Genomic DNA, 15,130 nt, shown 5'->3' with positions numbered 1-15,130 from the left:
TTATTGTTCTGAAAGGCTGCGTACAGTGACGCCGCCTTCAAGCCGTTTGAGTTGCGCGGCATCGGTAATACCGAAACCGATCTGGGTCACCGCCATGGCGGCAATCGCTGTGGCAGTGCGCAGGGTCTTGTGCGGCTCTTGACCGGTGATCAAGCCGTGCACCATGCCTGCCAGCAGCGAGTCACCCGCACCGACCGTACTGGCCACGGTGACCTTGGGCGGCAGTGAGTGCAGCGCCACGCTCGGGCTGAACCAGTGCACGCCTTCGGAGCCTTGAGAGATCACCACATGCTCGATGCCCTGCGCCTGCAGACGCGCAGCCGCCTCGGCTTGCGCAGCGATGGAGATGATCGGTGCGTCAAGCGCATCAGCCAGCTCTTCGGTATTGGGTTTGATCAGCCAGGGCCCGGCCTTCAGACCGGCACGCAAGGCCAGACCACTGCTGTCCAGCGCCACTTTCAGACCGAGGTCCTTGAGCATCACCAGCAGTTTTTGCAGCCACTCCGGGGTGACGCCGCGCGGCAGGCTGCCCGCCACGACCACCACGTCGAAACCCTGTGCGATCTGTTCGACGCGGGTGAACAGCGCGTGCTGCGCCTCTTCACTGACTTGAGGCCCCGGGCCGTTCAAATCGGTGATGCGGCCACTGCCTTCGGCCAGCTTGATATTGCTGCGCGTTTCGCCCGGCACCCGGACAAACTCGTCGACGAACTGACGACGCTCGAACAACGCTTCGAACGCTTGCTGATTGTCGACGCCAAGAAAGCCGGCAACGGTCAGGTCATGGCCCAGATCAGCCAGCACCTGGGCCACATTCAGGCCTTTGCCCGCGGCGTGAGTGAGCATCGCCGTGCTGCGGTTGACCTGGCCCAGCTCCAACTGCCCCAACTGCACAGTCAGGTCCAGCGCCGGGTTCATGGTCAGGGTAAGAATCTTCGCCATTACACAGCCTCCACAAGCGCGCGGACTTCGGCGGCGCTGCCCGCCGTCAGCGCATTTTGCGCCAGTTGCTGAGCGCTGCTCAGGGTCAGTTCACGTACGCAGGCCTTGACCTCGCCAATGCTGCGCGCCGAAACACTCAATTCATCCACGCCCAGACCGACCAGAATCGGCACCGCCAGCGGGTCTGCAGCCAGTTCGCCGCATACACCCACCCATTTGCCGTTAGCATGCGCAGCACGTACGGTCATGTCGATCAGTTGCAGCACCGACGGGTGCAGGCCGTCAGCCTGGGCCGACAGTGTCGGGTGGCCGCGGTCGATGGCCATGGTGTATTGCGTCAGGTCATTGGTGCCGATACTGAAGAAGTCCACTTCCTTCGCCAGCACCGGGGCGATCAGCGCCGCCGATGGCACCTCGATCATGATCCCCAGTTGCAGGTCACTGACCGGAATTTCCTCGCGCAGGCGCTGGGTCATGTCCCGCGCCTGACGCCACTCTTCAAGCGTGCCGATCATCGGGAACATGATGCGCAGCGGGCCGCTGTCTGCCGAACGCAACAGCGCGCGCAGCTGGCTTTCCATGACGTCAGGGCGCTGCAGGGTAAGACGGATACCGCGCACGCCGAGGAACGGGTTTTCCTCTTTGGCGATCGGCCAGTAAGGCAGCGGCTTGTCGCCACCGACGTCCAGCGTACGCACCACCAGCGGACGCCCGCCCAGATCGGTCAGCACGCGGCGGTATTCAGCTTCCTGCGTGGCTTCATCCGGCGCCTGGGAATGCGCCATGAACAGCAGCTCGGTGCGCAGCAGGCCGACGCCTTCCGCGCCCTGCTCCACGGCGGCCGGTGTGCCGGTGCTGTCGCCGATATTGGCGAAGACTTCGACAGCATGACCATCGCGTGTCACAGCGGGCTCCATGCGCGCTTCGGCGGCCGCCTTGAGACGTTGCTCACGCGCGTCACGGTCCTGAACTGCGCGCTGCAGAGTCGCCTCGTCAGGCGCGACGGTCAGCCGTCCGCGCTGGCTGTCGAGCAGCAGTAAGGTGCCCGGCTTGAGCAGCAACACTTCATCACCAGCCCCTACCAGTGCAGGAATGCCCAGCGCACGCGCCACGATGGCGCTGTGCGCGGTGGCACCGCCGCGTGCGGTAAGAATACCGGCGACCTGCGCCGGGTCGAGACGGGCTACGTCGGACGGGCCGACTTCATCCATCACCAGAATGTAGGGTTCGTCCGGGGCCGCAACGGTTTCGACGCCACATATCTGCGCCAGTACGCGGCGACCGACGTCACGCAGGTCTGCGGCGCGCTCGGCCAGCAGTGCGTCCTGCAGTTGTTCCTGCTGAACGGCAGCGGTCTCGATAACCGTAGCCCACGCAGCAGCCGCGCTTTCGTCGTTGTTGAGGCGCGCCTCGACTTCGTTGGTCAGTTCCGGGTCTTCGAGCATCTCCTGGTGGGTGATGAAGATTTCCCGGATGGCCTTGGACTTGCTGCGCTGAATGAGATTTTCGATATCGCTGCGCACCTCGCCGATCGCCTTGTGCAGGCGCTCGCGCTCGGCAGCCACCGACTCACCCCGCTGGGGATAATCGAAGCTTTGCAGCACTTGGACGTGGGCCGGCCCCATGGCAATCCCCGGTGAAGCAGACACAGCCTGCAACACACTACCGGCTGGCGGAGCACTAAGCGGTTTGGCAGCAGCCGGGGCCGGTGCTGGCGCAGCCTCGGTCTGCGAGACGGCGGGCAAGGGTTCGACTTCCTCGCCCAGGCCTTGCTCCACGGCGGCGATCAGGGCTGGCAGTGCATCGTCGGCGATGGTCGGCTCGGCAATGAATTCCAGCGTCTGACCACGACGGGCGCCGAGGCTGAGCAGCTTGCTCAGGCTCTTGGCCGACACGGCGGCTTCGCCGGTTTCCAGCACGCGCATGCGGATCTCGCCGTCAAACTCCTTGGCCAGCTGCGCCAGTATTTTCGCCGGGCGGGCGTGCAAGCCATGGGCGTTGGCCAGCTGAATCTGCCGGGTCGGCCACTCGGCTGGCAGTTCGCCACCCAGCGCTTCGAGCACGGCGCGACTGTTGGTGGCGTGCCCCAACTCGTGGCCACGGCCTTCGATCAGCAACAGGCACAGACGCTCGAGCAGCGCCTGATGCGCCTCACCGAGGCTGGCCAGACAGAACAGACCGGTCAGCGGCTGGCCCAGATAGCGCATGGGTTTGTCGGGGGTAACGAACGCCAGACCGGGGCGCTTGACGGTTTGCTCGCTGTGCAGCCACCACAGGCCATCACCCAGCGACAACGCTTCCACTTGCTGGAGCACGGCGGCAAAGCCGTTACTCACGCAGTCGGCCTTGCGCAACAGACGTGCGCCGCGCCAGACCAGTTCTTCAAAATCGTCGGCCGATACGCCGAGGCTGATCATCTGTGCGTCGAGCGCCAGTTCCTGCGGAGCACCTTGCAATAGCTTGAGCAGGTCTTCCGGGGTCTTCGCTTCGCGCAGCGCCTGGCCAAGATCCTCTTCACCCAATGCGCGAGTCAGCAGTTGCAGCAGGCGCAAGTGCTCGTCGGATTTGGCAGCGATACCAATCGCCAGGTAAACCATTTGTCCGTCGCCCCAGTCCACCCCTTCGGGGAACTGCATCAGGCGCACACCGGTGGTAAACACCAGGTCGCGGGTTTCGGGTGTACCGTGTGGGATGGCGATGCCCTGACCGAGGAAGGTCGAGCCTTGCTGCTCACGGTTCATCAGCCCGGTGAGGTAGCCCTCGGCAACCAGACCATCAGCGACCAGGTGGTCGGCAATCAGCTTAAGTGCGGCAGTTTTATCCACAGCCGACTGGGCCATGGATATTTGCTCCAGAGTGAGTTCGAGCATTGCCTTGACTCCTGTGCAGCGCCAAGGCGCCACCTGATTCTTGTTTTAATGGCGATCGTGTGATCGACAGCTTAGGGGGATGAAGGTGATATCTGTCCGAGCATCGTATCGGACATCACTTTCATCTCGATTGCAGCAGACAACAGGCGTGCTGAATCGTTTAATCTAGAATTGCCCGGCACGTTACTCGATTCTGGGGATTCATTGAAGCCCAGTCGATCCGATCACTGTGGGACAATTCCCAAAATACGTGAAGTACTTGGGAATTTCCTACGGTCTGGTGTAAAGATCAGCGCCATGAAAAAAATAACTCGATTGTCCTGAGCCGCGTACCTAATAAAAGGAAATTCCGGGGTGAAACTGAGCGATATTGCACGTCTGGCAGGTGTTTCTGTCACGACGGCCAGTTACGTCATCAATGGCAAGGCCGAAAAACAGCGCATCAGCCCGGCAACGGTCGAGCGTGTCAAAGCCGTGGTCGAGCAGCACGACTTCCGACCCAACCCGCAAGCGGCGGGCCTGCGCAGCCGTCATAGCAAGACACTGGGCTTCATCCTGCCCGACCTGGAAAACCCCAGCTATGCGCGCATCGCCAAATTGCTCGAGCAAGGCGCGCGCAGCCTCGGCTATCAACTGCTGATCGCCAGCTCAGATGACGACCCCGCCAGCGAGCTGCAGCTTTTGCAGCTGTTCCGCGCACGCCGTTGCGATGCGTTGCTGGTCGCCAGCTGCCTGCCACCCGGTGACGACAGCTACCGCGAATTGCAGCTCAAGGGCACGCCGATCATCGCCATCGACCGGGAAATGAATCCCGAGTTTTTCTGCTCGGTGGTCAGCGACGACCATGACGCCTGCCTGCAACTGACCCATAGCCTCCTGCAAACCCGACCGCGCCACATCGCCCTGATCGGCGCACGTCCTGAGCTGAGCATCAGTCGCGCGCGCGCCGCTGGCTTCGAACATGCACTCGACGGGTTTACCGGAGCCACCATCGTCGAGCATGGCGAAGCGTTCAGCCGCCAGTGTGGCCAGCGTTTGATGACCGGGATGCTACAGCGCCAGGGACATTTTCCGGACGCGTTGATCACCACCTCCTACGTGCTGCTGCAAGGCGTGTTCGATGTGCTGCAAAGTCAGGCACTGCAATCGACCCCACTGCATCTGGGTACCTTCGGCGATACGCAATTGCTCGACTTCTTGCCGCTACCAGTCAACGCCATGGCCCAGCAACACCAGTTGATCGCCGACAAGGCCCTGCAATTGGCGCTGGCCGCTATCGAAAAGGATGATTACCAGCCCGGCGTGCACGCTATTGCCAGGGCCTTCAAGCAACGTATTCACGAGGCATGAAGGTGACGCTGATCGATACCCACACCCACCTGGATTTTCCGGATTTCGATGCCGACCGCGCTCAGGTGCTGGAAAACTGCCTGGCGCTCGGTGTGCAGCGCATGGTGGTGCTCGGGGTGTATCAGCGTAACTGGCAGCGGCTCTGGGAGCTGACCGAGGCCAACCCATCCCTGTACGCAGCGTTCGGCATGCATCCGGTGTACATCGATGAGCACCGCACAGCACACCTGACCGAGCTGGGCGACTGGCTGACGCGCCTGAAAGGCCATCCGCAGCTGTGTGCAGTGGGTGAGATCGGTCTGGATTATTACGTCGAGCAGCCGGACAAGGCGCGTCAGCAGGCGCTCTTCGACGCGCAATTGCAGCTGGCGAACGACTTTAACCTGCCCGTCTTGCTGCACGTGCGCCGCAGCCATGCCGATGTGATCGCGACGCTCAAGCGCCACAAGCCAAAGCGCAGCGGCATCATTCATGCGTTTGCCGGCAGCCGCGAAGAGGCGCGTGAATACATCAGGCTGGGGTTCAAACTGGGCCTGGGCGGAGCCGCAACCTGGCCGCAGGCGCTGCGCATGCATCGGGTCATCGCCGAACTGCCGCTGGACAGCGTGGTGCTGGAAACCGACTCACCGGACATGGCGCCCGCCATGCACCCCTATCAGCGCAACAGCCCGCAGCATTTGCCCGACATTTGCGAGGCCCTTGCGGGGCTGATGAAGATCAGCCCCGAGCGCCTGGCCCAGGCGAGCACGGACAATGCCTGCGAACTGTTCGACTGGCCTCGCCTGTCGCTCACCTGAGTCGATGTGACAAGGACCGGATCAGAGTAGAAGGGTCCACAGGGCGAACCCTGCGTACCAGACCACCGCGGCACGTACCAGCAGTTCCCAGAGCATGTCGAGGCCGGTAACACCTTGGGCACCCATCATCGGCGGCGGAACCTCGCTGGCGGCGCAGCCGACGCGCGTAATCAGTTGCGCAGCACTGATGTTCCAGTTCAACAGCTCATGCAGCATCACCCGGGTGACCGCCACAAAATTGCCGACCAATGCGAAGCTGGCGGCGAGCAACCTGACCGGCACCCAGTCGAAGGCATGGCGCAACTGCCCTGCGCGCTCCACCAGTGCGGGTGTCTTGCCGTGCTCGACAGCAAGGGCCAATAGCCTGTAGGCCAGCGCAGCCACCGGACCGAGTACGAAGTACCAGAAAATCACGGCGAAGAAACTCTGAAACGCCTGCCAGAGCAGGTAGCCCTGCACACCCTGCAGCAATTGCTCGCTGTTGTCCGCCTCCACGCCCATGTCGCGCTCGGCCACGTGCACCGCAGCCTGCGCATCGCCACGTCGGCAGGCATCGCGAAACGGCCCGAGCACCGCAATCAGGTCAACCCGGCCAAGGCTGTAGATCAACACCAGTAGGTGAATGGGCAGAACCAGCCAGCCATAGGCCACCGAGCCGATAATGGTCAGCGCCAGTTGCAGGATCAGCACGGGCACAAGCACCAGCAGCGCCAGCATTACCCAGGGACGTGTCGAGGTCCGCGGGCTGGCCTCGAGTTTTGCCAGTTCTTTCAGCCACGGCCCGTCACGCTGAACGCGCTGACGCAGAGCAGAAAATTTTTCGATAAGAACGGCCAGCAGTAGCACCAGAAAACTCATTGTTCGTCCCTCACATCAATCCAGCAAAGCCGCTCGAAACCTGGCCCAGTCAAAACAGGGCCCAGGATCAGTCTTGCGTCCCGGCGCCACGTCACTGTGGCCACAGATACGCTCGGGGGTGATCGCCTCGAACGCCTGACGCAACTGTCGCGTCAGGTCGATCAGCGCGTCGTATTGCGCTTCGGTGAAAGGCTGGTCATCCGTCCCCTCCAGTTCGATGCCGACAGAAAAGTCATTGCACCCTTCGCGGCCCTGAAAACTGGAAACACCGGCGTGCCACGCACGATCAAGACAAGAGACGAACTGAACGACCTCGCCATCACGTTCAATCAGAAAATGCGCTGAAACGCGCAGATCGGCAATCCCCACAAAGTAGGGATGCTCGTCGATGTCGAGCTGGTTCTGAAAGAAAGCCTGTACCTTGCCGGTCTTGAACTGTGCTGGCGGCAGGCTGATGTTGTGAATCACCAGCAGCGAGATTTCGCTTTCGGGTCGCGCATTGAAGTTGGGCGAGGGGCAATGCTGCACGCCGTCGCACCAGCCGCTTGCGGAGTCCAGTTGCATGAATGCTCCTTGAACGGGGAGAAATAGGTAGCGCTGATTATGCCCGTGACAGGAGCTAATGTGGGAGCCTGGCTACGGATCCGCGATGCAGGAAACACGCTGTAGACAGCAAAGACCCGCAGCGGCGCGGACTGCCTGCCGACGCGGGCGTCGGCACCTTGGTCAAACGTGTGCCTGACGACAGGCACCGCCGCCAGTCAGGCGCCCTTGAGCTTGCGCAGGTTGCTGATGACGGACTCAAGAGCCCGATCGAAGAGCAGCGCGTCGTCGAGAATACGTACCGCGCCACGACGAAATTCGACGGCAAGGCCGGTGCGGGTCTTTTCCAGAACCTTCATGCCGGTCCGATTGACGAACACATAACGCCCGGTCGGCTCGACAATCGCAGTCAACTTGCAACGCAGCTTGTGCTCTTCATCTTCCTGAATCTCGACCCAGCAACCGACCCGCAGTTTGTCGACCATCTGCAGGCCTGCGTCGTCATCAGGTAACTGGACCACCGGCTCATTGAGCATCTGCTCTTCAGGGGTGATCAGTACGATTTCTTCAATCACCGCCATCATCGGCGGGCCTTCGACGGCCTGGCCATCTGCCTGCGCCGAATCACCTTGCGCAGCGTCGCCCTCGCCTTCCTGCAAGCGTGAGAAGTGCTGGAACGCCTGGACATGCAGCGACTCCAGCTGGCTGAAGAATTCGCTGGTGGCAAACGGATCGAACGCGGCGCTGGTCAAACCGTCACGCAGCGACTTGAGCAGTCCTGGAACCAGCTCCAGCAAGCGCTGCAGGGCCTGCGGGTCGTCGTGCAGCTCGACGCTCCAGATCAACTCGTCCATGGTCTCCAGCCCGGCCTGCCACTCGCTGGACTCTTCGCCATGCTTGAGACAGGTCAACAGCAGGACCTTGCTCCAGGCCTCCTGCAACAGCCGCACAACAACCTCGGGCAAGGTTTTGCCCAGCAGGCGCTGATTCAGCTCGTGCTGCACCTGCTGCCGGGCCAGTTCGGCACGGGCGCGACCCTCTTCGGCATCGCGGGTACGCTGCTCAAGCAGCTCGCTGCGGCGACGCTCGTCACTGGTGAAGGCCAGAAAGTCGGCCAGCAATTCAGAAAAGATCGCCGGGTCATCGACAAAATCATTGAGCAGGCGCTGCACGATCTGCTCGACGCGCTGATACAGCGAGTCGCGCTGATAGTCGTCGCGGCCACCCCAGCCCAATGCGGCAGTAGCAATTTCGTTAAGCAGGCGACGGGCAGGATGACTGCCGCGGCTAAAGAAACTTTTGTCGATGACCGCCACTTTGAGCATCGGAATCTGCAGGCGCCCGATCAGAGCACGCAATGACGGCGTCAGGTTGCGGTCATCGAGAATGAACTCGAAGAGCATGGCGATCAGGTTGATGACATCTTCGTCACCAACACCGACGATTCTGGATTTGCCGGTCTTGACGTTGACCCGCGTCAGCAGCTGCTCCAGCTGGTTGCGCAGGTCGAAATCGTCTGCAGTGTCTTGCGAGGGCACATATTGCTGCAGGTGAGACAGCAGGCGCAGCAGGTCCCGGCTGGAAATCGGACGCACTTCGGCGTTGGGCTCATGACGCGGCGCGAGGTGGCCGCGCACGTGCAGCAGCAGTTCCTGCAAGGCCGAGAAAACCTCCTGCACACCCTTGTCGAGCTTGTCGGCGGCTTCATTCAGGGCGGGGTCGGACATCTCGGCGGCGCGGCTTCTGGGCGCCGCCCGGTCAGATGAGCGGCGAGCCGGCAGCGCTTTCATATCCGGCAATACACCGGTGGCGATCAGCAGTTGATTGGCTTCGCTGTACAGATCGTCCGTATTGGCCAGGACGTACTTCTCGAACAGCTTGAGAATGATCAGTTTGACCTTGATCTCGACGCCAAGGCTGCGCCCGGCCTCCAGAAAGAATCTGCAGAGCATCGCCGGCCCCAGCGGGTTGGAATCTTCGGCAATGGCTTGAGGAATGAGAACGTTCAGGCGTGCAGTGAGCTGGCCCAGGGCTAGGGCGTCACGGCTCATGACCTTGCTGACCATGGCATCCACGGCCACGGTCTTCTCGAGATCATCGTTGTGCACCAGCGACAGCTTGTCGAAGGACACTGCGGGCGGAAGCGCTGGCTCCTGGATCTGATACTGGCCCAGGACCAGAAAAGACTCATAGAACTTGTCGAGGAAACCCCGTTCTATGCTTTTGCGCTTGAGGCGCAGGTCACGCATGGCTTCAAAAAAGATGTTCTGCTCAGTGTTGCTGCGGGCGCGGTCAGCCATTTCGAACAGCGTATCGTCGGCGTTATCGAACAACGCCTGCAATGCATCCTTGAGCTGCTGGGCCGCCTTGTCGCGAACCTGCAACAACACAACAGGTAACCGGGCCAAAGGCGTACCCGCTCCCTGCAAAGGGAACGATTTGCTCAACGGCACTACTTTTTCGTCGTTCGGCATTACACCCCCTGACAGGAAACAACCTGAACCCCATCACAAACGTGGCTTGTTACCCTCGCACTGTGAAGCGACCCTCTTGGCCTCGCGCAACGTCAAACTCATGGCGTCAATTACAAGTCGGATTATCTTTCAAAACTTGTCATCAGCGCCAGTGAGACTTTTCTTTCACTCTCGCGAAGGAAGTGGCAAGGCATTCATGTGCAGCGATAGACCGCGATATTCGCTTTCCATCGCAAAGGAATTTGCCAAACCGACCAACTGCATGTTCCCAGAGGTAACACCTTGGCATTGGCGCAGGTGGGTAAGCGGGATGCGGTGCCTTATACTCGAACGACTTTGCTACTGGAGCCCGCCATGCCGAACTTACGAATTGCCGACCTGACCGCCGAGATCGAGGCCAATGTGCGTCGCGCATTGCTGGAGGATGTCGGCAGCGGCGATATCACCGCCCAATTGATTCCGGCAGAGCGGCTGGCCAAGGCCACCATCATTTCCCGCGATGCAGCGGTGATCGCGGGCACTGCCTGGGTCGATACGGTCTTCCGGCAACTGGACCCGCGCGTTGCCGTGCACTGGCAAGTGACCGATGGCGATCGCGTCAGCCCTAATCAGGCGCTGTTTCACCTTGAAGGCCCGGCCCGCTCCCTGTTGACCGGCGAACGCAGCGCGCTCAATTTCCTGCAGATGCTCTCGGGAGTGGCCACGCGTGCCCAGTATTTCGCAGACATGGTCGCAGGCACTCAGGTCAAACTGCTGGATACCCGCAAGACTCTGCCGGGCCTGCGCATGGCGCAGAAATACGCGGTCACCTGCGGCGGCTGTCATAACCACCGCATCGGGCTTTACGACGCGTTTCTGATCAAGGAAAACCATATCGCAGCCTGTGGTGGCATCGCCCAGGCAGTGGAAGCGGCGCACCGGATTGCACCCGGCAAGCCTGTGGAAGTGGAGGTGGAGAGCCTGGGTGAACTCAAGCAGGCGCTGGACGCAGGCGCCGACATCATCATGCTCGATGAATTGAGCCTTGATGACATGCGCGAGGCCGTGCGCCTCACCGCAGGCCGTGCCAGTCTGGAGGCCAGCGGCGGCATCAACGACGATACCCTGCGGGTGATTGCCGAAACGGGTGTCGATTACATTTCCATCGGTGCGATGACCAAGGATGTGAAGGCCGTGGACCTGTCCATGCGCCTGAGCCTCTGACGCATCGCGCACAGCCAACTGTCACTATTCGCTCGGGAGTAGACGTCTTGGAACAATGGTTTGTGATGAACGCGGGCAAGCAACTCGGCCCGATGGACGCGGATGCTGCGCGGCTGATCGCCCGTGAGTCGCCCGGTGCCTGGTGCTGGAAGCAAGGCATGCCGGACTGGCAGCCGATCTATCAGGTGCCGCAGGTGCGCGCCCTGAAGAAGGACGGTGTGACGCCTTTTCCTGATCCGACGCCGGACATGGTCCAGCCCAGGCCGTCCGGGCTGCCAGCGCAGGCAGCCCCGACACCCGCGCCGGCCTCGGTGCCCGCCAGACGCCCTTCGTTTACGCCTGATCCGAACGCCTCGGGCGGCTATGGCCTGGCGCAGACCACCGATGGCGTGGATTTCAAGCTGTACGGCACGGAAACCCAGTTCATCGAACTGGAGCTTGACCCTGGCGAAAGCGCCGTCGCCGAAGCCGGGGCGATGATGTACAAGACCTGCGACGTGCAGATGGAAACCATCTTCGGCGACGGCAGCAATCAATCGCCAGGGCTGCTGGGTTCGCTGTTCGGTGCTGGCAAACGCATGCTGACCGGCGAGAGCCTGTTCACCACGGTGTTTTCGCAACAGGGCTCGGGCAAGGGCCGCGTGGCGTTTGCAGCGCCCTACCCCGGCACGATCCTGCCGCTCAACCTGCGTGATTTCGGCGGCAAGCTGATCTGTCAGAAAGACAGTTTTCTAGCCGGTGCCAAAGGGGTCTCCATCGGTATCCAGTTCCAGAAGAAAATCCTCACCGGCCTGTTCGGGGGCGAAGGTTTCATCCTGCAAAAGCTGGAAGGCGACGGCTGGGTGTTCGTGCACATGGGCGGCACGGTGCGCAAGATCGAACTGGCGGCGGGCGAAGCGCTGGACGTCGATACCGGCTGCCTGGCAGCCATGACCCAGACGGTCGATTACGATATCCGCATGGTCGGCGGCGGCATCAAGTCGATGCTGTTCGGCGGCGAAGGGGTGTTCTTCGCCAGACTGACCGGCCCCGGCACGGTATGGCTGCAAAGCCTGCCCTTCTCACGACTGGCCGGGCGCATGCTGGCCGCAGGACCATCGGGCGTGGGCAGAAGCGAACGCTGACTTCAGCACTACATTATTAGACCGGAGACTGTGCTGCGTACTTGCGACTATCGTGCGACGCTCTGCGTCCTCTTGACGACGCAGAGCGTCTTGAACTGCATTCCCACGCTGTAGAGCGTGAGGAACGATAGCGGTAATCAGCGCCCAATAAAAAACCCCCGCCATCGCTGGCGGGGGTTTTTATTGGGCGCTGCTCGGGTTTAGCCGATTGCCACGCCGTGAGCTTCTGCCAACGGCTTCAGACCGCCGGCAAAGCCCTGGCCAATGGCCTTGAACTTGAACTCTTCGCCATTGCGATACAGCTCGCCGAAGATCATCGCGGTTTCGGTCGATGCATCTTCCGACAGGTCGTAACGAGCGATTTCCTTGCCGTCAGCCTTGTTCACAACGCGGATGTAAGCGTTGGAAACCTGGCCAAAGCTTTGCTTGCGCTCTTCGGCGGAATGGATGGTGACCGCGAAAACCAGCTTCTTCACTGCCGCTGCCAAGCCAGTGAGCTTGACCGTTACCGACTCGTCATCGCCTTCGCCAGCGCCTGAACGGTTATCGCCCAGGTGCTCGACCGAACCATCAGCCGACTTCTTGTTGTTGTAGAAAATGAAGCTGTTGTCGTCCAGCACTTTGCCATTTTCGCCAACGATGAAGATCGACGCATCCAGGTCGAACTCGGTGCCATCGGTCACACGCGGATCCCAGCCCAGGCCCACGGTGATTTCTGTCAGGCCAGGAGCCTCTTTGGACAGGGAAACGTTGCCGCCTTTACTCAGACTTACTGCCATGTTCTTGATCCTTTCCAGAAAAGTGGTTGGGCGTGAATCAGAAATTCATGCCGAAAGAGTTGGCCAATGCTTTCAGGCCCCCCTTGAAACCGCTACCAACGGCGCGGAATTTCCACTCGCCGTTATTGCGGTACAACTCAGCGAAGATCATTGCGGTTTCGGTAGAGGCATCTTCAGCAAGATCGTAACGGACGACTTCCGCGCCCGACTTTTCATTCACTACGCGAATGAAAGAGCGGCTCACCTGGCCAAAATTCTGGCCACGACTTTCTGCGTCATGAATGGTCACCACGAATGCGATCTTGTCGACGTCATCAGGCACACGGGTCAGATCGACCTTGACCACTTCGTCATCACCATCACCTTCACCGGTACGGTTGTCACCGGTGTGCTCGACAGAACCGTCGGCGCTCTTGAGCTGGTTGTAGAAAATGAAGTCAGCTTCACTGCGGACCTTGCCATTGGCGGCCAACAGGAATGCGCTGGCGTCCAGGTCGAAATCCTGTCCGTCAGTGGCTCGCGGATCCCAGCCCAGACCAATCAATACGTTGGCCAGGGTAGGGTCGGTTTTCGACAGCGAAAGGTTGCCACCTTTTTGCAGAGTCAAAGCCATGATTCGTTTATCTCCTTTATCCAGTGTTTACGCTTTTTCTTCCGCGGATTCGTCTTTGCCCGGGAAGAGCAGGCTTGCAACGATACCGATGATCAACACGACGACCACAACCAGCAGGCTGGTGTTGGCGCTGATCTCGTAACCGTGATGGAACAGGTGGTTGGTTGCGTTCAGGCCCAATTTCAAGGCAATGAAGAACAGCAAGGCGATAACCGCTTTCTCCAGATGCACCAGGTAGCGTTTTAGGGCTTCAAGTACGAAATACAAGGTACGCAGACCAAGAATCGCGAACAGCATGGCCGAGAATACGATCAGCGGCTCGCGGCTCACGGCGATGATTGCAGGCACGGAGTCGAACGCGAACAGCACGTCGGAGATTTCCGCCACAACCAGACACAGGAACAACGGGGTCGCGAACAAAGCGCCTTTGGCGGCCAGCGTGATACCGGCGTTTTCAGGCTTTTTGACTTCCTGCTCCAGAACCGAGCGGCTGACGAAGAAGTTGCTGCCGTGCAGTTTTGGCCACACCGGGAACAGCTTCTTGGCGAAGCGATAAGCCATGTGTTGCGAGTAGTCGACTTCTTCGTCGTCGTCATCGCCAGCCCTGAGCATCATGATGGCTGTCCAGGCAACGATGACCGCAAACACCACTTCGACCCATGGACCCAGCGCCAGCAGGCCGGTACCGATGGCGACGAAGATGCCGCGGAAGACAATGGCGCCGATGATGCCCCAGTACAGAACGCGGTGGCGCAGGCCATCCGGAATCTTGAACCAGGAGAACAACGCCATGAACACGAACAGGTTGTCGACGCTCAGTACTTTTTCCAGCGCGTAACCGGTCACGAACAGCGTGGCGACTTCAGAGCCGTGCTGGACATACAGGAAACCAGCGAAGGCCAGCGAAATGGCGACCCAGAAAATCGACCACGCCGAGGCTTGCGCGAGGGTGATTGGCTTGTTTCCCCGGTGGGAGAACATGTCGATAGCCATGGCCGTAACGGCCAGACCGACGAAAACCGCCATCGTGAGTGGAGGGAAGCCTAGAGAGGTGCTTTCCATTTAACTGCGTTCCTTAGGGTAAAAAATTACAGGTCGAAATCGGACGGGTTGAGGCCAAGCTCTCGACAGATCGTGCGGCAGACTTCCCGCTCTTTCTCATCGAAGCTGCCATCGGCGCCACCGATAGCACAGCAGACGCGCACCAGCAAACGGGCTGCATCTTCTTTCTTTTTGATCTTGCCGATGGTTTTCAAGGCCTCGGCGCGACCAATTTCAAAATCGAACTCGAACTTGGAGCAGGCTTCCTGGAAGCCCTGGATGACGTCCTTCATGTCGAAAACTTTCAGTTCCTGAGAGTTCTGAATGAAGCCCGCCATTTTCTGCTTTTCACTGGAGCTGATATCACCGTCAGCGGCCGATACCAGAGCACAGCCGGAAACCACAGCCTCCATGAATTCGCGATTCTTGAACTTCGAGACTTCCGAAGCCAGCTTGTCGCGAGCAGCTGTTGCGTTTGTTTTCAACCAGTCCAGCATGTCTATCTCCCATGAGGCGGCACAGCCAGCCCAGAAATA

The 15,130-nt window shown here is 60.4% G+C and carries 13 protein-coding genes; 4 read left to right on the top strand and 9 right to left on the bottom strand.

The features are described 5' to 3' along the window. On the bottom strand, positions 1 to 942 hold the full coding sequence (pfkB, locus tag P406_RS04720) for a 1-phosphofructokinase (RefSeq protein WP_003392655.1): 942 nt from the start codon (positions 940 to 942) through the stop codon (positions 1 to 3). After that, positions 942 to 3,812 carry a phosphoenolpyruvate--protein phosphotransferase gene (ptsP, locus tag P406_RS04715; RefSeq protein WP_046235486.1) on the bottom strand — a complete coding sequence of 957 codons (2,871 nt, stop codon included), beginning with the start codon at positions 3,810 to 3,812 and terminating at the stop codon, positions 942 to 944. The genes pfkB and ptsP overlap by 1 nt, the downstream gene beginning before the upstream one ends. A 354-nt stretch (positions 3,813 to 4,166) precedes the next feature. Here ptsP and cra point away from each other — a divergent pair, with 354 nt between their 5' ends. After that, positions 4,167 to 5,162: a catabolite repressor/activator gene (cra, locus tag P406_RS04710; RefSeq protein WP_004409969.1), complete on the top strand. Its 996-nt coding sequence runs from the start codon at positions 4,167 to 4,169 to the stop codon at positions 5,160 to 5,162. Next, a complete protein-coding gene (locus tag P406_RS04705; RefSeq protein ID WP_046235485.1) occupies positions 5,159 to 5,959 on the top strand; it encodes a TatD family hydrolase in 801 nt (266 codons plus the stop codon). The genes cra and P406_RS04705 overlap by 4 nt, the downstream gene beginning before the upstream one ends. Before the next feature lie 21 nt (positions 5,960 to 5,980). Here P406_RS04705 and ampE read toward each other — a convergent pair whose 3' ends face one another. From ampE to P406_RS04690, 3 genes are all read right to left on the bottom strand, one after another. Then, positions 5,981 to 6,817, bottom strand: coding sequence for a regulatory signaling modulator protein AmpE (ampE, locus tag P406_RS04700; RefSeq protein ID WP_046235484.1), 837 nt, complete (start codon positions 6,815 to 6,817; stop codon positions 5,981 to 5,983). Between the two features lie 15 nt (positions 6,818 to 6,832). Continuing rightward, on the bottom strand, positions 6,833 to 7,381 hold the full coding sequence (ampD, locus tag P406_RS04695) for a 1,6-anhydro-N-acetylmuramyl-L-alanine amidase AmpD (RefSeq protein ID WP_046235483.1): 549 nt from the start codon (positions 7,379 to 7,381) through the stop codon (positions 6,833 to 6,835). A gap of 197 nt (positions 7,382 to 7,578) precedes the next feature. Further along, a complete protein-coding gene (locus tag P406_RS04690) occupies positions 7,579 to 9,834 on the bottom strand; it encodes a DUF1631 domain-containing protein (protein WP_046235482.1) in 2,256 nt (751 codons plus the stop codon). A gap of 354 nt (positions 9,835 to 10,188) precedes the next feature. On the opposite strand from P406_RS04690, the gene nadC reads away from it, so the two are divergent. Then, complete coding sequence (nadC, locus tag P406_RS04685) at positions 10,189 to 11,037, top strand: carboxylating nicotinate-nucleotide diphosphorylase (RefSeq protein WP_003414876.1); 849 nt, start codon at positions 10,189 to 10,191, stop codon at positions 11,035 to 11,037. A 47-nt stretch (positions 11,038 to 11,084) separates the two neighbouring features. Further along, complete coding sequence (locus tag P406_RS04680; RefSeq protein ID WP_046235481.1) at positions 11,085 to 12,161, top strand: TIGR00266 family protein; 1,077 nt, start codon at positions 11,085 to 11,087, stop codon at positions 12,159 to 12,161. Between the two features lie 200 nt (positions 12,162 to 12,361). Here P406_RS04680 and P406_RS04675 read toward each other — a convergent pair whose 3' ends face one another. Genes P406_RS04675 through P406_RS04660 form a run of 4 tightly spaced genes read right to left on the bottom strand, consistent with a single transcriptional unit; the run spans position 12,362 to position 15,091 of the window. Next, positions 12,362 to 12,940: a TerD family protein gene (locus P406_RS04675; protein ID WP_003317757.1), complete on the bottom strand. Its 579-nt coding sequence runs from the start codon at positions 12,938 to 12,940 to the stop codon at positions 12,362 to 12,364. 37 nt (positions 12,941 to 12,977) lie between these two features. Then, positions 12,978 to 13,553, bottom strand: a complete 576-nt coding sequence (locus P406_RS04670; protein WP_046235480.1) for a TerD family protein — start codon at positions 13,551 to 13,553, stop codon at positions 12,978 to 12,980. Positions 13,554 to 13,580: 27 nt separating this feature from the next. Further along, positions 13,581 to 14,615, bottom strand: coding sequence for a TerC/Alx family metal homeostasis membrane protein (locus P406_RS04665; protein WP_003414862.1), 1,035 nt, complete (start codon positions 14,613 to 14,615; stop codon positions 13,581 to 13,583). 26 nt (positions 14,616 to 14,641) lie between these two features. Next, the gene (locus P406_RS04660) at positions 14,642 to 15,091 is read right to left on the bottom strand and encodes a tellurite resistance TerB family protein (protein ID WP_003371299.1); all 450 of its coding nucleotides are present in this window, start codon (positions 15,089 to 15,091) and stop codon (positions 14,642 to 14,644) included. Positions 15,092 to 15,130: the final 39 nt, after the last annotated feature.

Origin of the sequence: Pseudomonas syringae pv. coryli str. NCPPB 4273, assembly GCF_000972175.1 — a bacterium.
Classification (GTDB): Bacteria; Pseudomonadota; Gammaproteobacteria; order Pseudomonadales; family Pseudomonadaceae; genus Aquipseudomonas; species Aquipseudomonas syringae.
The sequence above is the reverse complement of the archived record's forward strand: the minus strand, read 5'-3'. Positions and strand labels throughout refer to the sequence as shown.

Coding starts and splice junctions, on each gene's coding strand:
- P406_RS04665 (WP_003414862.1), bottom strand. CDS start 14,615: ATGGAAAGCACCTCTCTAGGCTTCCCTCCACTCACGATGGCGGTTTTC.
- nadC (WP_003414876.1), top strand. CDS start 10,189: ATGCCGAACTTACGAATTGCCGACCTGACCGCCGAGATCGAGGCCAAT.
- pfkB (WP_003392655.1), bottom strand. CDS start 942: ATGGCGAAGATTCTTACCCTGACCATGAACCCGGCGCTGGACCTGACT.
- P406_RS04705 (WP_046235485.1), top strand. CDS start 5,159: ATGAAGGTGACGCTGATCGATACCCACACCCACCTGGATTTTCCGGAT.
- ampE (WP_046235484.1), bottom strand. CDS start 6,817: ATGAGTTTTCTGGTGCTACTGCTGGCCGTTCTTATCGAAAAATTTTCT.
- P406_RS04690 (WP_046235482.1), bottom strand. CDS start 9,834: ATGCCGAACGACGAAAAAGTAGTGCCGTTGAGCAAATCGTTCCCTTTG.
- ampD (WP_046235483.1), bottom strand. CDS start 7,381: ATGCAACTGGACTCCGCAAGCGGCTGGTGCGACGGCGTGCAGCATTGC.
- P406_RS04675 (WP_003317757.1), bottom strand. CDS start 12,940: ATGGCAGTAAGTCTGAGTAAAGGCGGCAACGTTTCCCTGTCCAAAGAG.
- P406_RS04660 (WP_003371299.1), bottom strand. CDS start 15,091: ATGCTGGACTGGTTGAAAACAAACGCAACAGCTGCTCGCGACAAGCTG.
- ptsP (WP_046235486.1), bottom strand. CDS start 3,812: ATGCTCGAACTCACTCTGGAGCAAATATCCATGGCCCAGTCGGCTGTG.
- P406_RS04670 (WP_046235480.1), bottom strand. CDS start 13,553: ATGGCTTTGACTCTGCAAAAAGGTGGCAACCTTTCGCTGTCGAAAACC.